The 25,478-nt window shown below is 71.3% G+C and carries 22 protein-coding genes and 1 pseudogene; 11 read left to right on the forward strand and 12 right to left on the reverse strand.

Going from position 1 to position 25,478, the window contains the following annotated elements; all coding sequences use genetic code 11:
* Positions 1-21 precede the first annotated feature (21 nt).
* The gene (locus AZE13_RS05575) at positions 22-585 is read left to right on the forward strand and encodes a hypothetical protein (protein ID WP_258527600.1); all 564 of its coding nucleotides are present in this window, start codon (positions 22-24) and stop codon (positions 583-585) included.
* Complete coding sequence (locus AZE13_RS05580) at positions 582-3,581, forward strand: M48 family metalloprotease (RefSeq protein ID WP_066927572.1); 3,000 nt, start codon at positions 582-584, stop codon at positions 3,579-3,581. The genes AZE13_RS05575 and AZE13_RS05580 overlap by 4 nt, the downstream gene beginning before the upstream one ends.
* Positions 3,582-3,605: 24 nt before the next feature.
* Here the strand turns inward: AZE13_RS05580 and AZE13_RS05585 are convergent, their stop codons facing one another.
* Complete coding sequence (locus AZE13_RS05585; protein ID WP_066928474.1) at positions 3,606-4,280, reverse strand: HdeD family acid-resistance protein; 675 nt, start codon at positions 4,278-4,280, stop codon at positions 3,606-3,608.
* Positions 4,281-4,539: 259 nt separating this feature from the next.
* Between AZE13_RS05585 and AZE13_RS05590 the strand changes: the two genes are divergently transcribed.
* Both AZE13_RS05590 and AZE13_RS05595 read left to right on the forward strand, forming a co-directional pair.
* Positions 4,540-5,445: a class I SAM-dependent methyltransferase gene (locus AZE13_RS05590; RefSeq protein ID WP_258527601.1), complete on the forward strand. Its 906-nt coding sequence runs from the start codon at positions 4,540-4,542 to the stop codon at positions 5,443-5,445.
* 46 nt (positions 5,446-5,491) lie between these two features.
* Positions 5,492-7,372 (forward strand): SMI1/KNR4 family protein, encoded by a 1,881-nt coding sequence (locus AZE13_RS05595; protein ID WP_066927574.1) that lies wholly within the window; start codon positions 5,492-5,494, stop codon positions 7,370-7,372.
* A gap of 59 nt (positions 7,373-7,431) precedes the next feature.
* Here AZE13_RS05595 and AZE13_RS05600 read toward each other — a convergent pair whose 3' ends face one another.
* From AZE13_RS05600 to AZE13_RS05610, 3 genes are all read right to left on the reverse strand, one after another.
* Positions 7,432-7,932, reverse strand: a complete 501-nt coding sequence (locus AZE13_RS05600) for an SRPBCC family protein (RefSeq protein WP_066927576.1) — start codon at positions 7,930-7,932, stop codon at positions 7,432-7,434.
* Positions 7,933-8,107: 175 nt separating this feature from the next.
* Positions 8,108-8,665, reverse strand: coding sequence for a DUF4232 domain-containing protein (locus tag AZE13_RS05605; protein WP_066927578.1), 558 nt, complete (start codon positions 8,663-8,665; stop codon positions 8,108-8,110).
* Between the two features lie 100 nt (positions 8,666-8,765).
* Positions 8,766-9,665, reverse strand: coding sequence for a DUF4436 family protein (locus AZE13_RS05610; RefSeq protein WP_079123730.1), 900 nt, complete (start codon positions 9,663-9,665; stop codon positions 8,766-8,768).
* 329 nt (positions 9,666-9,994) lie between these two features.
* Between AZE13_RS05610 and AZE13_RS05615 the strand changes: the two genes are divergently transcribed.
* Genes AZE13_RS05615 through AZE13_RS05625 form a run of 3 tightly spaced genes read left to right on the forward strand, consistent with a single transcriptional unit; the run spans position 9,995 to position 13,176 of the window.
* Positions 9,995-11,083, forward strand: coding sequence for an HBL/NHE enterotoxin family protein (locus AZE13_RS05615; RefSeq protein WP_066927582.1), 1,089 nt, complete (start codon positions 9,995-9,997; stop codon positions 11,081-11,083).
* 3 nt (positions 11,084-11,086) lie between these two features.
* A complete protein-coding gene (locus tag AZE13_RS05620; RefSeq protein WP_066927584.1) occupies positions 11,087-11,995 on the forward strand; it encodes an HBL/NHE enterotoxin family protein in 909 nt (302 codons plus the stop codon).
* Entirely contained in the window at positions 11,992-13,176 is a 1,185-nt protein-coding gene (locus AZE13_RS05625; RefSeq protein ID WP_066927586.1) for an HBL/NHE enterotoxin family protein, read from the forward strand. The genes AZE13_RS05620 and AZE13_RS05625 overlap by 4 nt, the downstream gene beginning before the upstream one ends.
* A gap of 65 nt (positions 13,177-13,241) precedes the next feature.
* Here AZE13_RS05625 and AZE13_RS05630 read toward each other — a convergent pair whose 3' ends face one another.
* Together AZE13_RS05630 and AZE13_RS05635 are read right to left on the reverse strand one after the other, a co-directional pair.
* Entirely contained in the window at positions 13,242-13,529 is a 288-nt protein-coding gene (locus tag AZE13_RS05630; RefSeq protein ID WP_258527602.1) for a hypothetical protein, read from the reverse strand.
* 225 nt (positions 13,530-13,754) lie between these two features.
* A complete protein-coding gene (locus tag AZE13_RS05635) occupies positions 13,755-15,359 on the reverse strand; it encodes an ABC-F family ATP-binding cassette domain-containing protein (protein WP_181690259.1) in 1,605 nt (534 codons plus the stop codon).
* A gap of 353 nt (positions 15,360-15,712) precedes the next feature.
* Between AZE13_RS05635 and AZE13_RS05640 the strand changes: the two genes are divergently transcribed.
* Both AZE13_RS05640 and AZE13_RS05645 read left to right on the forward strand, forming a co-directional pair.
* Entirely contained in the window at positions 15,713-16,408 is a 696-nt protein-coding gene (locus AZE13_RS05640) for a hypothetical protein (RefSeq protein ID WP_066927589.1), read from the forward strand.
* Positions 16,409-16,719: 311 nt separating this feature from the next.
* Positions 16,720-18,087, forward strand: coding sequence for an FAD-dependent monooxygenase (locus AZE13_RS05645; RefSeq protein WP_066927591.1), 1,368 nt, complete (start codon positions 16,720-16,722; stop codon positions 18,085-18,087).
* Between the two features lie 113 nt (positions 18,088-18,200).
* Here AZE13_RS05645 and AZE13_RS05650 read toward each other — a convergent pair whose 3' ends face one another.
* From AZE13_RS05650 to AZE13_RS05665, 4 genes are all read right to left on the reverse strand, one after another.
* Positions 18,201-19,403: a winged helix DNA-binding domain-containing protein gene (locus AZE13_RS05650; RefSeq protein ID WP_066927593.1), complete on the reverse strand. Its 1,203-nt coding sequence runs from the start codon at positions 19,401-19,403 to the stop codon at positions 18,201-18,203.
* Positions 19,404-19,418: 15 nt separating this feature from the next.
* Positions 19,419-19,814 carry a VOC family protein gene (locus AZE13_RS05655; RefSeq protein ID WP_066927595.1) on the reverse strand — a complete coding sequence of 132 codons (396 nt, stop codon included), beginning with the start codon at positions 19,812-19,814 and terminating at the stop codon, positions 19,419-19,421.
* Positions 19,815-19,865: 51 nt separating this feature from the next.
* The gene (locus AZE13_RS05660) at positions 19,866-20,579 is read right to left on the reverse strand and encodes an NADPH-dependent F420 reductase (RefSeq protein ID WP_066927597.1); all 714 of its coding nucleotides are present in this window, start codon (positions 20,577-20,579) and stop codon (positions 19,866-19,868) included.
* A gap of 272 nt (positions 20,580-20,851) precedes the next feature.
* On the reverse strand, positions 20,852-21,652 hold the full coding sequence (locus AZE13_RS05665) for a VOC family protein (protein ID WP_066927599.1): 801 nt from the start codon (positions 21,650-21,652) through the stop codon (positions 20,852-20,854).
* Positions 21,653-21,834: 182 nt separating this feature from the next.
* On the opposite strand from AZE13_RS05665, the gene AZE13_RS05670 reads away from it, so the two are divergent.
* Positions 21,835-22,884 (forward strand): helix-turn-helix transcriptional regulator, encoded by a 1,050-nt coding sequence (locus tag AZE13_RS05670; RefSeq protein ID WP_066927601.1) that lies wholly within the window; start codon positions 21,835-21,837, stop codon positions 22,882-22,884.
* Between the two features lie 46 nt (positions 22,885-22,930).
* Here the strand turns inward: AZE13_RS05670 and AZE13_RS05675 are convergent, their stop codons facing one another.
* A complete protein-coding gene (locus tag AZE13_RS05675; RefSeq protein ID WP_066927603.1) occupies positions 22,931-23,284 on the reverse strand; it encodes a TfoX/Sxy family protein in 354 nt (117 codons plus the stop codon).
* 244 nt (positions 23,285-23,528) lie between these two features.
* On the opposite strand from AZE13_RS05675, the gene AZE13_RS05680 reads away from it, so the two are divergent.
* The gene (locus AZE13_RS05680; protein WP_066927605.1) at positions 23,529-24,176 is read left to right on the forward strand and encodes an MFS transporter; all 648 of its coding nucleotides are present in this window, start codon (positions 23,529-23,531) and stop codon (positions 24,174-24,176) included.
* A 79-nt stretch (positions 24,177-24,255) separates the two neighbouring features.
* Here the strand turns inward: AZE13_RS05680 and AZE13_RS38970 are convergent.
* Positions 24,256-25,410: pseudogene (locus AZE13_RS38970) on the reverse strand (PP2C family protein-serine/threonine phosphatase).
* Positions 25,411-25,478 lie beyond the last annotated feature (68 nt).

The following is a 25,478-nucleotide window of genomic DNA, read 5'->3' on the forward strand; positions in this document are numbered from 1 at the left end:
GGTTGCACCGTGGTGCGGTATGTGCGCGATCTGGTGCGCGAAGTGGTGGCGGAGCACGCGGCGCACGAGCTGCCGCTCGTCGACAGCCTGCGGGCGTTGGACGACGACCGGGTCGTCCGGACCCTCACCGGGGGCGGGCCGAAGCGGGAACCGCTCGGGTTCGGCTATGCCGAGGTGTCCGCGCTGATCGCTCCGGTCGTCTGGCTCGTCCTCGATCAGGCGGCCCGGCGCACGGTCGACCACGCCACGGAGGGTCTGCTGGCGCGCGGCCGGGCCGGCGTGCGCAGGCTGCTGCGCCGGGCGCCGGACACCGCGCACCGCACGCTGACCGCGCTGGATCCCGGCGAACTGGCGCTGGTGAGAACGCACATCGTGGCACGGGCAACCGAGCGGGGCATCGGCCGCCAGGAGGCGGAGGCGCTGGCCGACAGCGTCGTGGCGCGGATCGCGACGTCGACCGCGGCCGACGAGGAACGCCCCGCGCCCCCCGAGGCCCCCGAAACCCACGAGACCCGCGAGCCCCCCGAGACCCGCGAGGCCCCCGAGACCCGCGAGGCCCGCGAAACCCCTGGCGCCGCCTCGTGAAGGCCCTCGCCGCGCTCCGGAGCGCGACCGGGACCGGCCCCCGCTTCGCGCTGCTGGTGGTCCTCGTCGTGACGTCGAGCATCCCCACCCTCGACACACTGCTCCAGGACGTCCCGGTACTCCTCGGCCTGCGCGACGGCCGAGAGGGCCTGCACGGCCCGTCGGGGTGCCTGTACGCCGCCGGATTCGACCCCGGCAGCAGCGATCTGGAGAACCTCCTGACGGCCCTGAGCCGGCCGGGCACCCTGCAGAAGTGCCTCGGCGACCATGCGCTCGTCCCGTACCGCGGCGCCCTCGCCACCCTGGTGCTGCTCGCTCTCGCGGCCGCTCTGTACTGGTGGCTGCCGGCGGCCCGCGAGCGGTGGCACCGGATGGTGCCGCTGGAAACCGTCGACGCCGACGGCACGCTGCGGGCCGAGCTCGCCGCGCTGTGCGCCCGCACCGGCGTCCGCGCGCGGCTGCGCTTCCGCGTCGAACCGGCGCGGACGACCTCCGGCGCCAGCGTCCACGGCCGGGCCGGGAGCTACACCGTCTCCCTGCACTCCGGTCTGCTCCCCCGGCTCGGCACCGACCCCGAGGGCTTCCGCGCCGTCGTGCTGCACGAACTCGCCCATGTGCGCCATCGCGACGTGGACTACGCCTGCGCCAGTACCGCGCTGTGGCGGGCCTACGTCCTGCTCGCCCTGGCCCCGACCTTCGCCGTGACCGGCTGGATCCTCGTCCTGGCGCTGTCCGGCACCACGTCCCCGTGGTGGCCCGGCGCCGCGGCCATGCTGCTGGCCCCCGTGCTGGTCGGACTGCTGCTGGCCGGGCTGGTACACCTCGCCCGGGCCGACCTGCTGCGGCGGCGCGAACTGTTCGCCGACCGCCGGGCGGTCGCCTGGGGCGCGAATGCCGCCAGTTGGCAGCGCCCCGACCCCGTCGGCTCCGTGGCACCGTGGCTGCGCCGGCTGACCGCGCTGCTCGGGACCCACCCGCGGTGGGCGGAGCGTCGGCGCGCGCTCGCCGACGCCGGCCGCCTCGACCGGGTGAGCCCGCTGGCGATGTACCTCACCGGTATCTCGGCGGCGCTCCTGTACCAGTCCCTGGTGACGCTTCCGGTCCTGTCCGACGGCCCGGGCTCCTTCTGGATCACAGTCGGCGCGGTGACCCCGGTGGTCTGCTTCACCTTGGGACTGCCGCTCGTACGGGCCTCGGGCACGGCCGACGGAGACGGGCGGTCCGCCCCGGTGGCGGGCCTGTGGCTCGGCTTCGGTCTGCTGCTGGGCCAGTTCGTCTCCAGCGGCCAGTACCGGATCGACTGGATGCTGCCGCGCCCCCAGTACCTGCTCGCGTTCCTGCTCATCGCGGCCGTGCCCGCGGTGTGGTGGTCCCAGTCCCTGCGCCTGGTGCTCGCCCTGCCCCGGCAGGGGCAGCGCTGGGCGGCCGCGGTGTGCTGCGCGCTGGTGACCGCGACGGTGCTGTGGGCCGGGCTGCGGTGGTGGCAGACCGGGGGCGAGGCGCTCTCGCTGGGCGCCGGCGACCAGGGCGCGGAGCTGGCCGCGTACTACGCCCGGACGATCCCGGGCGACTGGCACGGCTACGGCCCCGACCTCGCGGCCTTCGCCACCGGCCTCGTCCTCCTCACCCCGCTGAGCGACGAGATCCTGGTCGGGGCCGCCGCGCTGCTGATGTGGCTGCTGCCGCTGGCCCTCGCCCTGTTCCGCCGCACGGGCCTGACGGGCAGGACGGGCCCGACGGGCACGACGGGCAGGACGGGCACGACGGGCAGGACGGGCAGGACGGGCGCTGAGGACGTGAAGGACACTCCAGGCACAGCGGGCACTATGGGCGCGACGGGCACAGCGCTGCGGCTGCGCCGGACGCTCGGTGCCGGCCTCGCCGGGGCGCTGGTGTGCGGGGCCGGTCTGGTCCTGGCCCAGCTCATGATGGACCAGTCGCGGCCGGCGACGACTAAGGGACCGGCCGGCCCCTCCGTCGTCGTCCATGTGTGGTGGGTGACCGTGACGGTTCTGGCGTCCTGTCTGCTGACGGCCGCCGTGGTGGCCGCCCGCGCACACCGGCACTGGCTGCTGCGGGCGCTGCTCGCCGCGCAGGTGGTCCAACTGCTCGCCTACGCCGAGGTGTTCCTGCTCTTCTCCGCCGACGGCTGCCTGGGGCCGCTGAACACCGCCTTCGACGTGTGCCGGTGGCGCCCCCGCAACGGCCTGATCATCGACGGCCCGGTCACCTCCCTCACGCTCGTCAACGCCGTCCTCGGGTCGGCCTGCGCGGCGTTGGTGGGGGCGGGGCTGGTGTGGGCGGTACGCCGGTTCCGCGGCCGGCCGACCGCGGCCGACGCCGCGGAACCGGCCTCGAACACGGCCGTCCGCCCGCCTTCGACGCTCCTGAAGTCGGGCACGCTCCTCGCGCTCGCCGTACCGGCGGTGGCGCTGGCCGCCGTGACCTTCCCCCGGGCATCCGCCCCCGACGACTCCCGCCTCTGGCAGGACGCGGCCGATACGGCCAGGAAGCAACGCGGGCCCGCCCCGCCGGCGCAGGCACCGCAGACCCGCGCCTGGCAGGCGGCGTCCTGGCTGAACAACGGCGGGACCCGGCGGGCACAGCAGATCAACGCCGCCTCGATCGCCCTGAACTCCGAACTCCTCAAGGCCGCCGCGGGGAAGCGCAACGCGGACGGGAAGGTCACGCTGGACGAGAAGGCGTTCCACCGCCTCTGCGGCGCGCTGGGCCGACGGGTCGAGGAGGCCCGTGACTACTTCCCCGTCCCGGACCGGGACCTCCAGAAGAACTGGTCCGCCGCGCTGGGCCAGGTGCACCACGGGGCCCAGCACTGCCAGGAGGCGACCGTGCCGCCCAAGGGCACCCCGCACCGGACCGACGCCGAGCGCGGGCGCCTCTTCACCGCCTCCCTCAACGAGATCGTCAGCGGAATGCGCACCTTCAGCACCACGGTCCTGGACATCAGGAAGGCCGCCACCTCACCGACCAAGTAGCGCGGCTGCGCAGGCTGCGCACGGTCAGTGCTGCGGGTGCGGGTGCCTGTGGAACAGGGACCACCGCTGCTTGTCGGCGGTCCCCCGGGTGAGGCGGCCGACGGCCACCCGCAGCCGGATGGCGTGGAACACCTCCACAGCCCCCAGGACGATGGCCATGATGCCCACCACCAGAGTGAGCGCGGCGATCGAGCCGAACGGCGAGACGATCAGCACGACGCCCGCGAACACCGTGAGGATCCCCAGGAAAAGCTGCCAACCACGTGCGGGGATGTCCGGAGACGAACCCGCGGTCGCGGTCATCATGATGCCGCGCAGCAACCATCCGAACCCGATCCAGAGGGCGAGCAACAGGATGGATTGCAGGGTGCCCCGGAAGCAGATGAGCCCGAGGAGTAGACCGAGCGCTCCCGCGATGAAGTGCAGTGCTCTCAGATGTCCGGGAACATGCGCGCCAAAGGCCGCGGCCAGCTGGAAGACACCGGTGACCAGCAAGTAGATGCCGAAGACCACTCCGACGACGCGCAGTGTCCCGCCCGGCCACGACAGAACGACCACACCCAGAGCGATCGATGCCAGACCGATGGTGATCAGAGCCTGCCAGCCGAGGTTGACCATGGCGCCCAGGGCTTCGGCTCCCGGGGAGGTGCCCGGGGGATGCAGCGGGCTGTCGCCCGGGGATGCGGAGGGGGATGTCATGCCGCCCACCTCTCTCATGGAAACAGCAGGGTCGGTCTCATGGAAACAGCAGGGTTGGCTGAAGACACTTGAAGAACTTCCGACTTCCATGGTCACCCATGCGGCGCTGTCCCGCTCGGGGAAGGGGTTAATGTGGCCTCCGGAGGCCTGCCGTTCCGGGGTGTAGCCAGCCGGCGACGAGCCCGGGGCCGGTGGGCGGTGAGCGCGGTTCGGCGAAGACGCGTACGCCGCGCTGGGGCGCTTTCAGGAGGGCGGCACAGTGTCAGACGGTGCTCAGCGGGTCTTCCCCGCCATGCGGTCCGTGGTGCAGGAGACATATGGTGCGGCTGATCTGAGCGGCAATCGCATCTTCGCCGGGGGATTCATCAACTTCGGGTACTGGCGAGCCGTGGACCTGGACTTGCCGCTCAGCGAGGTGGAGCGGATCCGCAGCCAGGAGGATCTCTACCGTCATGTCCTGGATGCCGCTGAGCTACCGCGAGAGCCGAAGGTTCTGGAAGTGGGCTGCGGGCTCGGCATGGGATGCGCGGTGGCCCTGCGGGAATACGGCTCCGCCGCGGTCACCGGCATGGACATTCATCCGGAGCAGTTGCGGCGGGCGCGCAGCGCGCATACCGACCTGCTGCGGGAGGAACCGGCACGGCTGCGGTTCGTCCAGGGGGCCGCGGAGAGCATGCCCGGGGAAGACGGTGAATTCGACGCTGTCATCAGTGTGGAGGCCGCTCAGCACTTCCCGGATCTCGGCGCCTTCGCAGCGGAGACGTGGCGAGTGCTGCGACCGGGTGGCCGGGTGGCCGTCGCCAGCTTCTTCACCGTGGACGACGCGCCCGGTCGGCCCGAGGAACTCGCGCGGCTGCTGGATACGTACGCCAGCGGCCTGGACATCGCACGGCCGGTGAAGGCACTCGCCGATGCGTTCGGGGAGGCCGGTTTCACGGGCGTACGCGTCGAGTCGATCGGGGCGCATGTCTGGCCGGGGTGGGACCTCTGGCTCAGCCGGTGGTGGGCCCCGGGGACCTGGCCGCGGAACTTTCTGCGCGCCTACGAGCAACGGATCCTCGACTACTACCTCGTCACGGCAGGCCGGCCCGGACAGAACGCCGACGCCGGGAAAGCCGACGCGGCTCCGGGGTCGGGGTCGGGGTCGGGAGAACCGTTGCGGTGAGAACGGCCGTGATCCACTGTCAGTGGCGGGTGTCACGATGGCCCGCATGGAGATCGACGAGTGGGGTCCGCTGCTGACGCGGTGGAGCGCGGAGTGGCTGGAAGCGCGGACTGCGCAGGGTCCGGAGGAGTTCCAGGAGCCGGACGAGGACATCGTACGGAACCGATGGCTGGGCTTCGCTCCGGCTGATCCGGTGCGGATGGCGGCTCTGGAGGAGCGGGTCCGAGGACTCGGGATAGCAGTGCCTCTGCCGCCGTCCTTGCGCTCCTTTCTCGAGACGACGGACGGCTGGCGCTATGCGGGTGAGTTCGTCTATCTGCTGGCGGGGGCGGAGAGCATCGCGCCATACGGGGATCCGTACGACCTCCAGCCCCTGTACGAGGAGGACCTGGACGAGGAGCCGGACGACGAGGAGGTGCTCCTGGCCGGCATGTGGGGCCGGGCGCTGCAGCTCTCGCTCGACTCGGATATGACGGATGTCCTGCTCGACCCGGGCGATGTGGGCGCCGACGGGGAGTGGGCGGTGTACGTGTACCACGGCTGGAGCGGTGAACGGCCGGGCCGCTACGACTCGTTCCGGGCGTTCATGGCGGACATGTACAAAGAGTTCTACCAACTGGGCGGTGATCGCGCCGGCTTCGGGAATGCCGTGACGCGGGACCTCGATGCCAAGGTGGAGGAGGCCCGGCTGGCCTGCCTGAGAGGAGAGCTGGATGCGGCGCTCGCCGTCTTCGGCGAGGCGGGCGAGCTGGGCAGACCGCGGGCCGGCCTGCTGGCCGCGCAGCTCCGGGTGCTGCTCGAGGGCCGCGGCTGGGTCCCGGTCGACCCGCGCATGGACGATCCGCTGTACGCGGGCGAGGTGCTGCCTCTGAAGGCGCGCGGCCATCTGCGCGAGCGCCGCACGGACGACACCCTCCTGCTCGGCCCTGCGACCGAGGACTGGGCGACGGACAGGGAGCGGGCCAGGGCCGTCCTGGAGCAGATCAGGCAGCGCACGTACGAGTACGCCTCGCCGGGCCCCTTCGGGCGCGCGGTCGAGGAGGCCAGGGAGCTGGCGCGGTGGGGCGATACGGACGGCGCCTGGCGGGTGCTCATAGCGGCCGTCCCGCAGTGGGTGCCGTACCGGGAGGACCATGTGGCACCGTTCGGCCTGCTCGGGGACCCCCTGCTCGGGCCCGTCATCACACCGGAGCGGGGCCGACAGCTGCTGACCACGCCGCGGGCCGGGCAGCCGGAGGCCGGGCCCCTGCCTGCCGCGCGGGTGGGGACGGTGCCCGACGGACTCGGGTGGCTGGCCCATCGGGACCCCAGGCGTGAACTGCGCAGGGACGCATGCCGGTTCGTCCTGGTGGAGGGCGTACACCCCGAAGAGCTGGCGGAGCGGTTCGGCACCGGCCCGCTGGAGCCGGCGGCGAGCGAGACCGACTTCTGGGACCTCCGCTACGCATGGCAGCGCGAGCACCGCGGCCCCATGGCCCGGATCGGCACCCGGGACGGCTGGAGCTTCGCCTTCGAGTCGGCCCGATGGCTGGGCTTCGACCCCGCCCGCCTGACGCACCCGGGCACTCAGCTGTCGCGCGGCACCCGTGCCGTCACGGTCTGGTGGGAGCCGGGCCTGTTCCACTTCGCCTGCGCCGAGGACGGTGCGCAGCGGTACGCCTTCACCGTCCACGAGGCCGAGCGGCACCAGACGGGCCCACTCCCCGCCGCGCTCTCCCCCGACCACCTGTTTCCGGACCCTGCCGGGCCCGCCGCCGACCTCTCGGAAGCAGGCCGCGCCCTGGACGCGATAGCGGCGGCGTTCCGCGTCTCACTTCCACAATTCGCCCTCGACCACGGCAGATTGCCGATACTCCCGACACAACCATGGATCAGGCCACCGGGTCCCGGGGAGACGTATGCGACGATCACGATCACGCCCCGGTGACGCCGGGCCCGGAGCGCATCAGCCCGCCAGGAGCCGCCGTCGAGCAGTGGACGGGCGGGTCACGGGCGGGAAGCCGGCGCCGCCTCCAGGTGAGCCTTGAGGCGGTCCAGCGTGGTGCTGATGTAGGTGCCGTTGGCCCCCATGCGATCGCGCACACCGGTGATGAGGACGGCGACGGGGATGAACCACAGCGGCACCCGCATCCAGTTGGTCTCGGTGACGGTGCAGCCCTCTTCGGTGGGCGTGATGTCGTACTGCCAGCGCGAGATGGGGACGGCGAGCGGTGTCGCCGTCACCTCGTAGGCGAAGCGCCGTGCGGGGTCGGCGTCGGTGATGCGGCAGCGGGTGGCCCACCGGCGCCGGCCGTTGCGGTTCCAGCCCTGGAAGCGCGCGCCCACCGCGGCGCGGGTGGCACCGTCCAGCCAGCGGGCGCGGTACGCCTCCTCGGCGAAGCGCACCATGGCGGTCGGATCGCTGATGACCGCGTACGCCTGGGCCGGGGTGGCGCGGATCGCGACGGTGCCGGTGGCGGCGGGCTCGGGAAATCGGGGTATGTGCATCGGGTCTCTCCTCCGCTGAGGTAATCGGTGATGACATCAGCGGAGCGGACGCCCGTCAAGACTCCCGCGTCAGCCGGGGGCGGACGCAGGGGACTTGACCAGTTCGATGCGGCCCGGTGCGGGCGATGGGTCCCCCCGTTCACAGGTCAGGGGCCGTGAAGGGGCGTGGCCGGCTTCACGGTTCGAGGGGGCTGCCGACGGCGCCGACGTAGTTGCCGGGATGCGTCGCGGCTTCTTGTCGGGTGACCGGTCCCCATGTCCATTCAAGGCTGACCGGCTTGCTGATACCGGGCAGGGTGATGTCGACCTTGTTGGGTTCGATGGCCTGCCGCGGTTCTTCCTTCTCGCTGAGGAAGACGATGGTGAACGTGGTGTCCTTGCCCGGGCCGAGCGTGACCGTCCGAGGCTTTGCCCGGGGGGTTTCCCGCAGGGTCTCGGTGTCGCGTCCCGCCTTGGCCTTGAGGGTGACACCCGGGTAGCCCATGAGCGTGCACGACATGCGGTCGTCGTTGTGCACGCGGACAACGGCGGTGTCCTGATTGCCGGTACCGCCGCGCTTGGCAGTGCCGGTCCCGGCCCAGGACAGGGTGAGTTGCTGAGCGGAGCACTTGGGTGGTGCTGCGGCCGGTGCTCCGGTGCCGGCGGCGCCGACCGCGGGCAGGGCGAGCGCCACCGCGAGGGTGACGGCACCGAGGTGACGGGGTTGACCGACGTAACGGGGTTGACCTGGCATGGCTCACCTCCGATGACCGATGCGCGACAACGGATATGCGAGAACGGGGCCTCCCACCAGGCTCCCGCGATCCCCGCGATGTCGCATCCCCGGCGCACGGTCACGTGCGGCCGGCCCCCGGGCCCCGGCGCTCCACACGGACCCCGCACCAGGCCACGTACACCACCGACACCGCGATGATCAGCTCTGACCAGAAGAACGCGGCATAGTCCATGAACACTCCGATCGGCGGCGCCCCCGGCGCGGTGTTACGGAAGCCGACCAGAGCGAAGAGGGTGGCCGCCATCCAGCCCAGCGCTCCCCACACCAGCCCGCGGCGCTGGCCGACCACGAGCGTCGCCGCACCGAGAACCGCCAGCGCGAGACCCCACGCACTGGCCATCATCAGCGCGGCGAGAATCAGCGTCCCCGGCGAGCGGCTCAGCCGCACCAGTGCTCCCGTGATGCCGCTCTGGATCTTCGCGGGCCGCAGCGTGCTCCGGAAGTCCTGGTCATGGTTGGTGAACTCCATGGTGACCGGTACCTGGTGACCGCCGGTCTCCGCGCTGAATTCGATGTAGGGGCTGTAGTGATCGAGCGGGTAATCGGTGACGGTGCCACCGGTCAGGTCGAATGAGATCTCCCGGAGGGAAATGGGCGCCCCCGCCTGGTAATGCAGCACGCCGGTGTGGCGTGACGAGGTGTAGATGTCGAGATCGTCTTTCGGCGTCAGCTCCCCCTCATCCTCCGCCGGCGCTCCCACCGGGGCCGGCAGCACGGTGAGGGTGAGTTCGCCGGACGAGGGATCGACTCTGCGCAAGGAGACGTCGAGGTCGACGCGGTCGGGCAGCCGGGTGTCACCCACCGTGCTGCTCTTCTCCGTCTCTCCCCGGCCGTAGATGTCCAGCAGCACACCGCCGGCGAGCATCCCGCCGACCACCAGCAGCGCCACAAGACGCCCGAGTACCCGGATCCGCCCGTCGGCCATCCGCAGGGCTCGACCTCCACGGCCACGCACCATAGCCGCACCCTAGGGCCGTCACGAGGCCTGATCAAAAAGCCACGCACGACAGATGACCCCGCGTCAGGAATTGCGCGGCAGAGCCGCATCAGCGGAACCTCCGTGGCGCACGTCACATCACCTCGATTGGATCAAGGTCCGATTCTTCTGCGATATTGATGCCGCGCGCCGGTGATCAACCCGGCACGCTCAGTATTGGGGGGCGTCCGCGCCATGAGCCGGCACCCCCCTCTCCGGCAGGGCCGTACCGCTTCCGGATGCCGCCTTGCCCATTCACGCCTTCACGTCACTTTCTCGCGGAAATTCCGCGCGGAATGGAGAGACCCGTCATGTTATTTTTCCTCGCCGACAGCAAGCAGCAGGCATTCGGCACCAACGGGCTGCTGCAGCAGCACGCTCAGCACACCGGGGCCCACCGGGCACTTGTCGACACCTACGCCACCAACGTGCTGGAACAGCCCGCGGTGAAGCTCGACAAGCTCACGGACGTCGAGAAGTACCAAACGTCGGCCAAGGCACACGCCACGTCCTGGCGTGACTCGGTGTCGGGGCTGCTCATCGGCGCCAACACCGACCTGATGAGCTTCAGCAACTCCTTCACCAGCTTCTACAACCCGCTGATGAGCATGGCCCAGAACATCACGGCCGGCGACAACCGGGCGCAGTTCGTCAAGGGCCTTCAGATCCTGGTCTCGCAGATCGAGGACAAGCGGACGAAGGCGGACGGCGCGCTCGATGCGCTCAAGTCCTTCCGCAACGATGTGGCCGACGACCACGGGCACTTCCTGGAGCTCGCGGCCAAGGCCAAGTCGCTCTACGAGGGCGACAAGGGGGTCATCAGCCAGCTCGAGAACCGCCAGGACGCGATCCGGCAGGCCATGTCCACGGACCTGACGATCATCGCCGGCGGAGCGGCCCTGACCGTCGTCGGCGGACTCGCCATCGCCGTGGGCCTGCTCGCGGAGATACCGAGTGGCGGCGCGTCGACCGCCATCGTGGTCGGCGGTCTCGCCGCGGTGGCCGGCGGCACGGTGGCGATGGGTGTGGCCGGTGCGGACTTCACCTCGAAGAAGTCCGAGCTGGCGAAGAACATCACCGATCTGGCCGACATCAAGTCGGAGATCGGCCTTCTGTCCGGTGTCGAGCTGCAGTTCAACAACCTCGCGGTGGCCAATGAGAAGGCGGAACAGAGCCTCAAGTCGATGGCCGACACATGGACTCTTCTCCACACCCAGTTCAACGGCGTCATCACGAAGCTGCACGACGAAGTGAACCCCGACGACGGGCCCTTCCTCGCCTACGAGCTCGACTCCGCGAAGAAGGACTGGGAGTCGGTGCACGACACCGCCCAGCTGGTCAACAACCAGCTGAGCACGCTCCCCGTCGACAAGAGCGGCCTCGTCACGAAGGCGGCCTGACCCATGACTGCGACGGTTCTCTCGGCTGTCGACCAGGCAGCCCGGAACGTACGCGACAGCCAGGTGGGCGACGCCTCGGCGGTCCCGGGCCTCCAGGAGCACGTGGACGCGGCCAAGTCGCACGCGGGGTCGTGGCTGAACAAGACGCGGACCAGCGTCGGCGAGCCACTGTCCCTGACCCGGTCGCTCGTCTCCTCCTACCTGGGCACCGACGCAAGACGCCTGGCGGAACTGACTCCCCGGGCCGAAGCGGGCGACCAGGCGGCCAGGGACGAGTTCGTCACCCGTCTGCAGCGCGTCAAGAGCGACCTGGACACCTTCCAGCAGCGCGTGACGGCGAACACTGCCGAGGTCAACGAACTCAACCGGGCCTTCACCACCGACGCCTCCCGCTTCGCCGAGGACCTGAACACCATCTCGGCGGTGATCGCCACCGATCAGCGGATGGCCGAAGAACTCCGCCACCAGGCCCAGGCACTGCGCGACAAGATCGCCGACGCCCGTCGATGGGAGAACGTCGGCTGGATCCTCGGCCCCCTCGGCTACGGCATCGCCCGCATCTGGGGCGACAACATCGCCGACATCGACGGCCTCGAGCGACGCATCTCCGAACTGGAGGGGGAGAGCGGAGACAAGGACCGCCAGGCGGCCGGCGTATCCGCGCTGACCGGCCGGCTGACCGCGCTGTCGCACTCGGTCTCCCTGGCGGTGAACGCGATGACGACGCTCGACAACTCCCTGAACGTGACCTCCGGCCACCTGGCCGGCGTCATCACGTCCGTGAACGGAACCTCCCCGTCGTACAAGGGGTTCGTCACCGCGTTGCTCGACACGGTCGCCGCCAACTTCCGGGACCTTGGCAGCCAGCTCGACATGCTGCTGGGTGCCTCGAACGAGAGGAACGCCGCATGACGGCCTCAGCCCCTGTCGCGCCTTCGCCCACGGACGGCCTGGGTTCGGCTGCCACCGAGGCGCTCTTCACCGCCTACCAGCTGACCACGGCGGCAGCGATCGCGGTGACCGAACAGCCCTCCCTCGCCCTGGAGCTGGTGCCGACCCTGGCCCAGACCCAGGACCTGGCGAGAAGCCACGCCGTCACGTGGGGCCACGCCTATCAGACGGCGCTGCTCCAGCCGCTGACCGACGTCCAGGGATACACCGGGACGTTCATCTCGTTCACCCCGCACATGGACGACCTCGCGCGGCGGGCGGGTGACGGTGATGCCACCGCGCAGGCCGAATTCCGCCAGGGTCTGACGATCCTGCGCCGCCTGGTGTCGCAGAACGAGGCCGGTGTGACCGCGGCCAAGGGGGAGATCGAGCAGTTCAAACAGCTGGTCGACGACGATCGCGTCCGTTTCGGCAGCGACGGGAAGGCCCTGGAGAAGCGGTATACGGGCCCTGACGGGGAAATCGCCGAGATCGAGAAGAACCTCGCCGCACTGGACAGCGAGCTCCGCGAGACGAACCGGGCCATCGCCCTGGGTGCGGCGAAGGCCATCCCCGGAGCCCTCGTGCTGGGAATCCAGCTGGCGCTGGCCGCGGAGGACATCGTCGGCACGGGCAAGGCCGTCATCCAGACGGGCATCACCCTCGCCCGCTCCACCGCGGCCTGGGACACCGAGGCCATCGCGGACAGCGCCATGAAGTTCTACGGCGAGGCGAAGAAGGTGCCCGGCATCTACGACGGCGTGAAGAAGTCCGTCGAGTCACCGGTCCTCTTCGAGAGCGTCACCCAGGCCGTCGCCGACGCCCACGCGGCCATGGACCGTTCGGCCACCGGCATCGCGCGGTACCGGAACGAGCTGACGAAACTCACCGCCGACCGTCTGCAGGTGGGGGTGTTCGCGACGCTCAAGGGCCATGTCGAGCGGCTGGCCGGACACGTCGACCAGGCCCTCACCGCCCTGGACTCGACGGCGCGGATGTGGCGGCAGGAGGGCGACCGCATCGCGTACTGGGACGCCCTGGTTCAGGGCTCGTCGGCCGGGCAGCTGGCGGACGAGCTGAGCGGCGCGGCGGCGCGCTGGCTCCTGGACGCGGAGGCCGTGCGCCGGTACCAGCGTTCGCTGACCGACCTGCCGCGCTCGTAGGGCAACCGGGCACCGAAGAGGGGCACCCCGGGAAGGGGGTGCCCCCTGTGCGCTTCCGAGGGCGCCTACGGTACGAGCACGACGGAGTTGATCGGCGTCATGTTGTACGGCGCGGATTCGCCCACCCCCCGCATCACGACGGAGCAGCCGCCACCGCCGTTGTACCCGTAGCAGAACCGGAACCCGGCGCCGCCCGTCTGGTTGTTGACGATCACCCGGTCGCCGGTGACGTTCGACAGGTTGTGGGCGCCGTAGCTGTAGAAGATGTTCTTGCTCAGGATGCTGCCGTTCGTCTCGCGGATGCAGACCGCTCCGGACGGACAGGGCGTCGCCGCAGCGGCGCTGGGGGCCATGGTGACCCCGAGAGCCCCCAGGGCGAGAGACAGACCTGCGGCGGATACAGCAAACTTGCGCAATTTTCCCCCTATGTTTCGATGCCCCGGTATGGGCCACCTCGCTCCGAAAGTAGTCCGTCCCCACGAGGGGCACCAGGGTGCCGGTACAAGTCGTGGGTGCCCCTTCCGCTTCCGGGGCCGGCGGACCACCTTCCGGGGCCGGCGGACCAAGGGAGCGGTGGGTCAGGCGAGGGCGACCAGGTCGCGGTAGTCCTCGCTCCACAGGTCCTCGTCCGCGTCCGGCAGCAGCAGGACGCGGTCCGGGCGCAGGGCGTCGAGGGCGCCCTCGTCGTGAGTGACCATCACCACCGCCCCGGGGTAGGAGCCGACCGCGGCCAGGACCTCGGTACGGGAGGCGGGGTCGAGGTTGTTGGTCGGCTCGTCCAGCAGCAGCACGTTCGCGCCGGAGTGGACCAGCCCGGCCAGGGCCAGGCGGGTCTTCTCCCCGCCGGAGAGCACCCCGGCCTGCTTGTCGGCGTCGTCGCCGGAGAAGAGGAACGCGCCCATGACGCGCCGCACTTCACCGTCGGTGAGGTGCGGGGCGGCGTCGGCGAGGTGCTGCCGGACGGTGCGGGCGGGGTCCAGGGTGTCGTGCTCCTGGGCGAAGTAACCCAGCCGCAGCCCGTGCCCGTGGACCACCCGCCCGTCATCCGGCCGCTCCTGGCCGGCCAGGAGGCGCAGCAGCGTGGTCTTGCCCGCCCCGTTGAGACCGAGGATCACCAGGCGGCTGCCCCGGTCCACGGCCAGGTCCACGCCGGCGAGGACCTGGCGGCCGCCGTAGGACTTGGCCAGGCTGACGGCGCCCAGCGGCATCCGGCCGCACGGGGCGGGCTCGGGCAGCCGGATCCTGGCGACCTTCTCCGCCCGCCGGGCCGGCTCCAGCCCGGCGAGCTTGCGGTCGGCGCGCCGCGCCATGCTCTTGGCCATCACGGCGGTGGCCGAGCGGGCCTTCATCTTGTCCGCCTGCGCGTGCAGGGCCGCGGCCTTGCGCTCGGCGTTCGCCCGCTCGCGGGCGCGGCGCCGCTCGTCCGCCTCCCGCTGGGCCAGGTACGCGGCCCAGCCGGTGTTGTGGACATCGATGGTCGCGCGCTGCGGATCGAGGTGGAAGACCCGGTTGGCGACCTCGGCGAGCAGACCGGTGTCGTGGCTGATCACCACCAGACCGCCCTGGTGGCCTTGGAGGAAGGTGCGCAGCCAGGTGACGGAGTCGGCGTCCAGGTGGTTGGTCGGCTCGTCCAGCAGCAGGGTGCCGCCCTGCCCGGCGAACAGGATGCGCGCCAGCTCGACCCGGCGGCGCTGCCCGCCGGACAGCGCGCCCACCGGCTCGCCCAGCACGCGCTCGGGCAGGCCGAGCCCGGCCGCGACCCGGGCGGCCTCGGCCTCGGCCGCGTATCCGCCGCCGGCCTGGAAGGCGGCCTCCGCACGGGCGTAGGCATGCATCGCCCGCTCCAGCACGGCGGATCCGTCGGCCTCGGCCAGGGCGGTCTCGGCCGCACGCAGTCGGTGCAGGGAGCGGTCCAGGCCGCGGGCGGAGAGGATGCGGTCGGTGACCGTGACGGTCGGGTCGGCGGCGCGGGAGTCCTGCGCGAGGAAGCCGACCGTGCCGGTGTGGGTGATCGTCCCGGCGGCGGGCGTGGCCCGGCCCGCGAGGGCGGTCATCAAGGTGGTCTTGCCCGCGCCGTTGCGGCCGACCAGGCCGATGCGGTCGCGAGGGGAGACGGTGAAGGAGATGTCGGAGAGCAGCAGGCGGGCGCCCGCGCGCAGCTCGACACCGCGAACGGTAATCATGGAATGACGCTCCGAGAAAGCGAAAGGACACACTTCTGGCGGGGAAGCGGGTCCTCGGCTAGGAAACTCGGGGCGTAGACATGCGCCCACCATAACCGACGCCCTGCGGGCAAGCCGCTGTGTGCCCGTCCGTGCCCGTCCGTGGCCACGGACGGGAGCACGGCCCCGGCGCCGAGGCGGGCCCGGGTAGGTGGCGCGCGGGGCGCGCAGGCGGGCACGGGCGCGCTCGGCGCCATCCGCCGTGTACGACGGCGGATGGTTCATGCGCCCACGCGCCCGTTGTGGCGCCCTTGGCTTCGGTGTTCGGCGGCCCTGCAATGGTCGGGCGACGGCACTGCGAGAGGAGCCGAGAAGTGATCAACACGTCCGAGACCCTGGCCGTGCAGACGATCGAGAACTTCCTCACCGCCGACGAGACCGCGCAGGTCACCAAGATCGTCGATGACCAGCTCGCCGCCACCGGCTGGGTGCCCGCCCGCCCCAGCGAAGGGCTGACTCCGCCCGACGCCGCCCAGGAGATCCTGTCCGGCGCGATCGGCCGCGCGATGCCCGTCATCCGCCGGGCCTTCCCGTCCGCCGCATTCGTCGCCCCATGGCTGTACCACGACCTCAAGCCCGGCGACGAGATCCGCTCGCACGTACACGGCATGGGGGACCCGGACGAGCGTCCCGTGCGCCTGGCCCGTGTGGTGTTCAACCTTCAGGACGCCGGGAGTGGCGGCGAGTTCTACCTCGATACCAGTGCCTGCGACGAGCTGTGGACCGGCCGGGTGGCCGAGGCCGACGGCGTATTCGCACCCGGCACCCGGTTCGTGCACGAGATCACCGCCCGGTCCGGCCCGGTCGCCCTCGACGCCATCGCCGCCACCCGCTGGATCTGCCGGCCGCCGGCCGGGACCACGCTGGTGTACGGGGCGCAGCTGATCCACGGCGTCACCCCGGTGATCGCGGGACGGGCCCGCAAACTGATCACCGATCTGTGCGCCGGACCGGGGACGCGGCCGGAGGCGCCACAGCCACACTCGCGTGCGCTGCATGCTCCGCACTGAGCCTGGCCCGTCCGTGTTCCAGCCGGTCGATGGCGGTGTGCACGGGTACCAAAAGCGTGCCGGGGGCCGGCGCGCACAGCCACTCACGGGCGGCCGGGGCATGAGCGGGCGGCAGCATCGTGCCATTGGGTACCGGCACCTCCAGCGCCGCCAGGACGGCGAATTCCCCGCCCTGCACGGCCTGTTGCGCCAGCACCGGGAAGCCCACCTGCCGGGCGGTGGCCGCCGGCCGCCCGCCCCCCGCACCTCGCCAGACCAACGCTCCCCCACCGCCCGGCACGTCACACCACAAGACGAGGAGACGGACGCGCATGGAGACGGAAGCCGAGGTGCTCGTGGTCGGCGCCGGACCCACCGGCCTGCTGCTCGCCGCCGAACTCGCACTCGCCGGCGTACGGACAGTGGTCGTCGAGCGCCGCACCCACCCGCAGCGGAACTCACGAGCGCTGAACCTGCACCCGCGCAGCCTGGAGTTGCTGGACCAACGCGGCCTGGCCACCAGGTTCCTGGCCGCCGGCCGCACCGTGCCCGGCTGGCAGTTCGCCGCCCCGCTGAGGACACCGCTCGACTTCTCCGCGCTGGACTCCTCACAGCCCCATGCCCTGCTCCTGGCCCAGTCCCGCACCGAGGCGCTGCTGGAGGGCCGGGCGCGGGAGCTCGGCGTCCGGATCCACCGCGGCCACGAGGTCACGACCCTCGAAGAGAACGACGACCGCGTCGAGGTCGAGCTACGCGGACCGAACGGACCGGTCTCGGTCCGAGCCGCCTACGTGGCCGGCTGCGACGGCGCCCACAGCATCGTCCGACGCGCCGCCGGCATCGCATTCCCCGGCAGCGAGGAGTCGTTCACCGCCATGGTCGGCGACTTCGCCACCGCCGACCACACCCATCTCGACCGGGCCAGGCAGCACGGCATCCTCGCCGCCCGGAACGCCACCCGGCTCGCCGAGCACTACCGCTCCGGCCGCCTCCTCCTGGCCGGGGACGCCGCGCACACCCACTTTCCCGTCGGCGCCCAAGGACTCAACCTCGGCCTCCAGGACGCGATGAACCTCGGCTGGAAGCTGGCCGCGCACATCCGAGGATGGGCCGCACCCGGCCTCCTCGACACCTACCACACCGAACGGCACCCGGTCGGCCGAGCCGTCACCGAGGGGACCGAGGCCCAGACCCTGTTGGTCGAACTGCCCCTGGTCAAGCGCTACCGGCGTGCCGCGACACTGCTGTGCGAACTGCTGGACACCGTCCTCGGCCTGCCGGAAACCAACCGGTACCTCGCCGGACACCTCTCCGCACTCACCACTGCCTATCCACCCCCCACACCTGCCGCACACCCACTGACGGGCCGGCGCATACCAGACCTCCGGCTCACCCTGCCAGGAGGACACCGGACCCGCACCTACGAGCTGCTGCACGACGGCCACTTCGTCCTGCTCAATCTGGCCACTCCCACTCCCACTCCCACCTCCACCCCCGACCTCATCGCCCCCGGTCCGATCGCCCCCGATCCGGTCACGACGGTGCACGCCCGGACCACTCCCGCTCAGGACAGTGGCCTCACCGCCCTCACCGAGGTCCTCATCCGCCCAGACGGGCACATCGCCTGGGCCACGGAGACCACCGACCCCCGCACGCTCTACATCGAACGGACCCGCACACTGAACCACTGGGTGCGATAAGCCAGTTGGCGCAGCCACTGCTGTGCCGCCGCTACTGCAACAGCGCGGTGTGCGGATGCTCCGGCGACGCCGGACAGGCGTAGAGCTGCTGGTGGTAGCCGCCGGCGCGCCTTTCACCGCTCGGCGCGAACGGTCGTGGCGAGGTGGCGTTCGAGGGGGGTGCGGTAGCAGGGGGTGACGCGGGTGCCGGCGAGGAAGGTGGTCAGGCGGGTGATCTCCGTGCGGATGGCGGTGCGGGCTTCGCGGCCGGGGTCGGTGAGGAGGTGGTGGTTGAGGTGGCCGTCGGGTTGCTGGGCCCAGGCGCCGATGATGCGGCCGTTCCACCAGATGGTGGGGCCGATGTTGCCGTTGCGGTCGAAGAGGGCCTTGGTGTGGTCGGGGTCGAGGTACCAGTCGCGGTGGCGCCAGCCCATGGCCGTGGGGTCGAGGCCGGGCAGCAAGGCGGCTGCGGGTTCGGGGAAGCCGGGGGCGGATTCGAGGTCTTCGGGGAGGAGGTAGCCGGTGCCTTCGTCGAGTTCGACGGCGTGGGCGCCGGTGGCCGCCAGCGCCTTGCGGGTGTCGGTGCCGTTCCAGCCGGTCCACCACTTCAGGTCGTCGGCGGTGACCGGCCCGAATGCCGTGAGGTAGTGGCGGGCCAGGGTGGTCTTCGCCTCGGCCACGGGTATCTGCGGCAGAGGGCGGGCCGGGGTCCAGCGGAACTGTGCGGAGGTCCATGAGCCGGCGGGCCGGGCCCGGCGAATACGGCCCTCGGCGGCGAGTACGCCCAGGATGGAGGCGCTGACGCGCTGCCGGGACTCGTACGGCTTACCGGGGAAGGTGACGAGCTGCTCGCGCAAGACGGGTATATCGGCGGCCAGTTGGGCGGCGGTGGCCTCGCCGCGGGCCGTGAGGGCGGCGAGCGTGGCCTGCTCGGCGGCCGTGTAGCGGCGCTCGTCCCAGCCGAGGCTGTCGCGGAGTTTCGCCATGGCGTCGGTGCGGTGGCGGTGGGTGTCGCGGACGGTCGCGGACCGGACGGCCGGGGCCAGGCGGGCGGGGAGGACGAACATGGTGCGGCGCATGCACCGGATGCGTTCCAGTGCCGGGGTGCCGGCGGTGGCGGTGGTGTCGTAGAGCGGTCGTTCGATGGCGGGGATGGTGGGCCGGTGCATGCGGGCGGCCATGGCGAGGAAGACGGTCGCCGGGTCGGTGGCGTGCAGGCCGACCAGCGCCCCGGCGACCGCCTCGGCCGTCTTCTCCCGCACGGAGGGTGCGAGGAGGTGACGGCGGACGAGGCGGGCGCGGCGCTGGGCTGCGGTGATGCGGGGCAGAACAGTCATGCTCGCTCGGGGTCGTCAGTAGGTGCCGTGGATGCAGAAGGGCTGGCCGGAGGGGTCGAGCAGGACCGTCCAGTGCTTGCCGCCGGGCTGGTGGTCGGGCTTGGTGGCACCCATCTCAAGCAGTCGCTTCTCGGCCGCCTGGACGTCGGGGAAGGAGAAGTCCATGTGGAAGGGGAGTTCTTCCTCGGGCCAGTTGGGGGCCTGGTAGGAGGCGGAGGTGTAGAAGAGGTACATCGCCCCGTTGACGTAGAAGGCGCAGGCGACGTCGTTGCCGTCCTTGTCGGGGTAGGTCTGGGAGACCTTGGTGCCCAGGGCGGTGGCGTAGAAGTCGGCCAGCTTGCGGCCGTCCTGGGCCCACATGGCGTGGCACATGATCTTGCCGGACAGGGGGCCGGCGTTCTCGTTGCTCATGATTGTTCCTTGGTTTGCCGTGCAGGGGTTGGCCGTGGTGGGACGTGCAGGTCAGCGGATGACCTTGATGCTGAAGTGGGTGCCGAAGCCGAGGGCGAAGCCGATGGCGCCGTGCATATGGGCGTACATCTCCATACCGCGGGCGGCGACCAGGGGGCCGAGGTCGAGGATGTCCGTCCAGCCGTATGCCTTGAGCAGTTCGGTGGTCTGCTGCTTGGCGTCGGCGTCCTCGCCGGCGACGAACATGGTGTGCTCGCCGCCCCCGATGGCCTGCGGGTTGACGACGGTGGCCTGTTCCTGGGTGACGAAGGCTTTGACGACCTTGGTGCGGGGCAGGGCGCGCTGGATCTGCTCGCCGAGGCTGTCGCTGTCACAGGGGTCGAGGATCGGGTTGACGCCCCACGGGGTGGGCCAGGGGCGCTCGATGTCGGGGTTGTAGATGTACGGGACGGCGTAGTCGATGAGCGTCTTGCCGGCGAGCTGGTCGGCGATGGCGGACAGGGCGGCCACCGCGTTGTGGCCGTCGATGCCGTTGATGACCAGGCCGTCGGAGGCGGCCGCGGCGTCGCCGAAGGTGTGCAGTGCGACGCCGGGGTGCGCGGCGAGGAACTCCTTGAACGGACCGGTGCCCATCATGTCGGGCTCGGTGCGGGCCAGGGTGGCCTGCGGGTCACGGGTGCCGACGTGGACCTCGTGGCCGAGTTCGGCGAGCTTGGCGATATGGGCACGGGCACCGCCACCGGTACCCAGGACTGCGATCTTCATGAGGTAACTCCGTGCTGTGTGGGGGTCATCCTTCGAACTGGGCGAAGAACTGGTCGATGTGGTTCGGGCCGAAGATGCCGAGGATGTAGCCGCCGTGTGCCGGTACCGAGGCCAGGGATTTCCGGGGGAAATATCCCTATTTGCTCCGTGCGAACAGCTCCACCATAGAGGGATTTCAGGACAGCCTGTGTCCTTTGATGGCCGGACCGGATCGCGCCGTGTACGCCGTACGGGCCCAGCCGTGGCGCCGGCCGGGCCCGTACCGTGGGGGCTCAGCCCTGCGGAGGGAAGGAGAAGAGCAGGAAGCGGTTGCCGTGGGGATCCGTCAGCCGGGCGTAGGTCAGGCCGTAGGCGGTGGTCTCGGGCGCGGTCTCGACCGTGGCACCGAGCTCGGTGGCCTTGGCGACGGCGGCGGGCACGTCCGGAGTCATGAACTGCGGCGCGGCGTAGTCCTTGGTTCCCTCGGCCTGGCTGTTGTCCGCCAGTCCGCCGCTGCCTCGCTGGTCGCCGGGGACGACGGCGGCGAAGTACGGTCGGCTGGTGACACCCGTGTCGTGGACGTAGTTCCAGCCGAAGGCGTCCGCGTAGAACGTCTTCGACGCCTCAAGGTCGGCAGTGCCGATCTCGAACCAGCCCAGGGAGCCGGGCAGCGGCGCACCGTCACCCGCGTCCAGGAGCGCGTCGGCTCCGGCGGGCTGCTCGGGGGCCTTCCAGACGGAGATGGCGTTGCCGCGCGGGTCCTTCAGGCGGGCACTGCGGCCGCCGTCGGCGGACGGACCGGGCGGGAGGACCACCGTCGCGCCCAGGTCCTTGAGGCGGGCCACATCGGCGTCCACGTCGGCGGATCGGACGGCGAGGACGAAGCCCTCCTGGCCGTCGGGGGCGCCTTCCCGGAAGCCACCCATGGGAAGGGCGGCCCCCGAGGCGCTGATCAGGGTGTAGGTGCGGCCGTCGGGTGCGGGGACGGGCTGGAAGGTCCAGCCCAGCAGCGAACCGTAGAAGTCCTTGACGGCCTGCGCATCGGCGGTGTCGATCTCGAACCAGACGACACTGCCGGGATCCATGTAGCCCATGACACTGTCCTTTCAGGAAGGCTGAGAGGGAAGGGATTGGGGTCGGCCGCCCGCTGGAGGAGCGGGCTCGCCATGCGGCCCGTGACCGCTCATGACATCGACCGTAGGGCCCTTTTAGGACACCTCGCGTCACCATCCCCTGGCAGCCTGGAAGGCATGAGTGAGGACACCGAGGACACGCCATGACCCAGGACCTGCCCGCCCGGATGCTGCGCCTGCTCTCCCTGCTCCAGACCCGCCGGGCCTGGACCGGCGCCGAGCTCGCCGACCGCCTCTCCGTCACCCTGCGCACCATCCGCCGCGACATCGACCGGCTGCGCTCCCTGGGCTACCCGGTCGAGGGCACCACCGGCCAGGCCGGCGGCTACCGCCTGGCCCCCGGCGCGGCCCTTCCCCCGCTCCTGCTGGACGACGACGAAGCGGTCGCCATCGCCGTCGCGCTCCGCACTGCCGCCGCCGGCGTCGCCGGCATCGAGGAGACCGCTCTGCGCGCCCTGGCCAAGCTGGAACAGGTGCTGCCCGTCCGGCTGCGCCACCAGGTCGCCACGATCCAGGCCGCCGCCGCACCGCTCCCGGTGCCCTGGAGTACCGGGCCCGAGGCCGACCCCTCCACCCTGGCCATGCTGGCCGCGGCCTGCCGCGACCACGAGATCGTCACCTTCACCTACCGCCGCGGCAGCGGCGAGACCGGACACCGCCGCGTGGAACCGCACGCCCTGGTCGCCGCCGACCCGGTCTGGTACCTCGTCGCCTACGACACCGAGCAGGAACAATGGCGGCTGTTCCGCGTGGACCGCCTCACCGACCCCGCCCCCACCGGCCACCGCACCACCCCACGCGCACTGCCCGCCCCGGACGCGGCCGCCTACGTCGCAGCCCGCCTGGCCGCCGCCCCCGCCCGCTACGCCCTCCACGCCACCGTCCCCGCCGACGCCGCGACCGCACGCGCCCGCACCTACTCCCTCCCCGGCCGCGTCCACCCGGTCGACGACCGCACCAGCACCCTCGACCTGGCCGGCGACAACCCCCGCCGTATCGCCGAACAACTCCTCGGCATCGACCTCGGCCCCGACGAAACGATCGCGGGCACCCCCGAACTCGCCCCGCACCTGGAGGAGTTGGGGCAGCGCCTGCTGCGCGCCGCCCGCGCCCTCACCCGCCCCGACGAGCACGGAAGCGGCAAGGACACACCAGACGACGCCACCGATGACAACGGCGCCGGGGACCAGTGAGTGAGCACAGGCCCCCGGCGCCACGAGCGGCCAGGCAGGGGCCGGACTACTTCTTGGGCTTCCTGGGCTTCTTGGGTTCCTTGGGCGGAAGCTCCGCGGTGACCTCCATGGCCCACGTCAGCCAGTCGTCCAGCACGTCATCGTCGAGGGTCTCCTCCGCAAGAACCACCCACCCCTGCTGCTCCTTGCCGCGGAAGACGAGCGGCTTGGCGCCGGGGCGGGCCAGGGCCTCGTCCATCCCGTCCGGCCCGACGCGCACCATCAGGCCCTCCTCGTACAGATTGGCCAGCGCATTGCCCTGCAGGAGGAAGGTGATCCCACCGAACATCTTCTTCGCGGTCACCCCCTCCGGCTCCAGCCGCTCCCCGATCCGCTCCGCCAGCACCTCGTCGTAAGCCATGACCCCACGCTAACCACCCCCACCGACATCCGCGCACCAGTCACTGCCTCCCCTGCACCGGCCACCACTGGCTCCAGCGGCGTTTCTCCCGAGACCTGAGAGAGGCGGTGCGGATCCGATGCGTCGGAGCGACGCACGTCAACGGCCTGGGCTGCGCTGTCCTTGGCGCGGTCGATCCTCGTGCATCGCCTGGTGACGACCGTATGAAGCGCAGATGCCGCCCCGCGTCGGTCCAGAGCCCGGAATGCCCCCGTCCGCCGGCCCTACGGCCAGGGGACGGGGCGGTAGGTCGTGGGTCCTGTGCGCGCTCGCCCCCTCACTCGGCCTGCTGGTCGTCCTGCGCTTCCTCCAGGGCTTCACCGGCGCCGCCGGTGTCGTCATCGGCCGCGCCGTGATCTCGGACGTCGCCACGGGCGAGAAGGCGGCCAAGCTGCTGGGCGGGATGATGTCGTTGCTCGGCGTCGCCCCGGCCGTCGCGCCGGTCCTGGGCGGCGCAGTGAACGAGGCCGCCGACTGGCGCGCGGTGTTCTGGGTCCTGGTCGCCACCACACTGCTCGCCCTCATCGGCGCGCTCTTCGCAGTGCCCGAGACCCTGCCGCGCGACCGGCGCCCGACGGGAGGCGCCGGGGTGACGATCCGGTCGGTGCGCGACGTCCTGGCCAACCGCCCCTACCTGGGCTACACGCTCTGCTTCGGGATGGCTCTGGCCGTGCTCTTCTGCTACCTGGGCGGCGCGTCCTTCCTCTTCCAGAACCTGCTCGGCCTGAGCGTCGGCCAGACCTCCGCCGCCTTCGCCTCCGTGGGCGCCGTCAGTGTCGTATCCGGCCTGGTCATCACCCGGCTCGTCGGCCGTTTCACCCCAAGGCGCTGCTGCGTACCGGCCTGGGAGTGAACTCCGCCGTCCTTGCCTTCCTCGTGCTCAGCCTGACCCGGGCCGCCACCGACACCCCTCGTTGACCGGCATCCGCGGTTCAGGGAGGGCAGTCCGTGTGCTGCTGTGTTCGGTGGGCCGGTGGGGCGCCGCAGCGCTCCATGGCCACCAGTGCCACGTCGTCGTCCAGTGCGCCGCCCGCGTGCGTCAGCAGATCGTCGTGAATGCGCCCGACGAGCCGTTCCGGGTCGGCCTCGTTCCATGCGGCGAGACGGTCCGCGAGGGGGTAGAAGGTGCCGTGGGCGTCCCGGGTCTCGATGACACCGTCGGTGTAGAGGAGCAGCAGCGCACCGGGTTCCTACGGGAACGTCTCGGTCTCGTACTCGCTGCGGAGGAGGCCTTCGCCCATGCCCAGGGGGAGGGCGGGGTCGCGGGCGGACAACGGGGTGACGTTGCCCCGGTGGAGCAGGAGCGGGGGCGGATGGCCGCAGGTGACCAGTTGCAGGAGGGGCTCGTCGTCGAGGACGTCCAGGATCGCGGCCGTGATGAAGCCCTCGCCGGCTTCTTCGGGGGGCAGCAGCTGCGTCGCCTCCCAGCGCATCGCCTCGTCCAGCTGCTCCACCAGCGTCGGCAGGGGGAGGCCGCGGTGAGCGGCGGCGCGGAAGGCACCGAGGCAGAGGGAGGCGGCCCGGACGGCCGGGAGGCCCTTGCCACGGACGTCGCCGATCATGACGCGGGTGCCGTGCGGGGTACGGACGACCGCGTAGAGGTCGCCGCCGATGCGGGCGGCGGCCTCGGCGGCGACGTACAAGGTGGCGATGCGCAGCGGGCCGAGCCGTGGCGGGAGGGGGGCGACCAGGATGTTCCGGGTGGCTTCGGTGACCATCTGGGCCTTGCGGAGGTCTTCCTGGTGCCGCTCGTGGACGCGGCGGAAGAGGACGAGGAAGACGGTGATCGCGAGGAGGCCGATGACCTGCGTTTCGTCGTTGGCCGTGGGCGTGCCCTCCTGGTAGAGGGCGTGGAGGATCAGCACGACGACGGCGAGTGCTCCGATGGCGGCGATGAGGAGGGGGCCGCCGAAGGCCACCGTGACCGCCGGGGCGACGACCAGCAGCGGAGCCACGTGGAGGGCCGGGGCGAGCAGTATGTCGACGACCGCGATCGCCGCGATGAGCAGGAGTGGCACCGTGACCAGGGCGGGTCTGGGACGACTCGGCGATCCGTTGGAGCCCTTCGCGTGCCACTGGCGGAGCATGATTCCTTCTTACACCGGCGGCGCGCGGTGCGCTCATCGGTCTCGCGGCGGGCGGACGCCCGTCACCC

It is taken from the genome of Streptomyces sp. NBRC 110611 (assembly GCF_001590865.1).
Taxonomy (GTDB): Bacteria; Actinomycetota; Actinomycetes; order Streptomycetales; family Streptomycetaceae; genus Streptomyces.

Coding starts and splice junctions, on each gene's coding strand:
- AZE13_RS05585 (WP_066928474.1), bottom strand. CDS start 4,280: ATGACATCCCCCTCCGCATCCCCGGGCGACAGCCCGCTGCATCCCCCG.
- AZE13_RS05655 (WP_066927595.1), bottom strand. CDS start 19,814: ATGAGCAACGAGAACGCCGGCCCCCTGTCCGGCAAGATCATGTGCCAC.
- AZE13_RS05600 (WP_066927576.1), bottom strand. CDS start 7,932: ATGCACATACCCCGATTTCCCGAGCCCGCCGCCACCGGCACCGTCGCG.
- AZE13_RS05665 (WP_066927599.1), bottom strand. CDS start 21,652: ATGGGCTACATGGATCCCGGCAGTGTCGTCTGGTTCGAGATCGACACC.
- AZE13_RS05635 (WP_181690259.1), bottom strand. CDS start 15,359: ATGATTACCGTTCGCGGTGTCGAGCTGCGCGCGGGCGCCCGCCTGCTG.
- AZE13_RS05645 (WP_066927591.1), top strand. CDS start 16,720: ATGGAGACGGAAGCCGAGGTGCTCGTGGTCGGCGCCGGACCCACCGGC.
- AZE13_RS05595 (WP_066927574.1), top strand. CDS start 5,492: ATGGAGATCGACGAGTGGGGTCCGCTGCTGACGCGGTGGAGCGCGGAG.
- AZE13_RS05615 (WP_066927582.1), top strand. CDS start 9,995: ATGTTATTTTTCCTCGCCGACAGCAAGCAGCAGGCATTCGGCACCAAC.
- AZE13_RS05605 (WP_066927578.1), bottom strand. CDS start 8,665: ATGCCAGGTCAACCCCGTTACGTCGGTCAACCCCGTCACCTCGGTGCC.
- AZE13_RS05610 (WP_079123730.1), bottom strand. CDS start 9,665: ATGGTGCGTGGCCGTGGAGGTCGAGCCCTGCGGATGGCCGACGGGCGG.
- AZE13_RS05625 (WP_066927586.1), top strand. CDS start 11,992: ATGACGGCCTCAGCCCCTGTCGCGCCTTCGCCCACGGACGGCCTGGGT.
- AZE13_RS05670 (WP_066927601.1), top strand. CDS start 21,835: ATGACCCAGGACCTGCCCGCCCGGATGCTGCGCCTGCTCTCCCTGCTC.
- AZE13_RS05660 (WP_066927597.1), bottom strand. CDS start 20,579: ATGAAGATCGCAGTCCTGGGTACCGGTGGCGGTGCCCGTGCCCATATC.
- AZE13_RS05680 (WP_066927605.1), top strand. CDS start 23,529: ATGCCCCCGTCCGCCGGCCCTACGGCCAGGGGACGGGGCGGTAGGTCG.
- AZE13_RS05650 (WP_066927593.1), bottom strand. CDS start 19,403: ATGACTGTTCTGCCCCGCATCACCGCAGCCCAGCGCCGCGCCCGCCTC.
- AZE13_RS05675 (WP_066927603.1), bottom strand. CDS start 23,284: ATGGCTTACGACGAGGTGCTGGCGGAGCGGATCGGGGAGCGGCTGGAG.
- AZE13_RS05630 (WP_258527602.1), bottom strand. CDS start 13,529: ATGGCCCCCAGCGCCGCTGCGGCGACGCCCTGTCCGTCCGGAGCGGTC.
- AZE13_RS05620 (WP_066927584.1), top strand. CDS start 11,087: ATGACTGCGACGGTTCTCTCGGCTGTCGACCAGGCAGCCCGGAACGTA.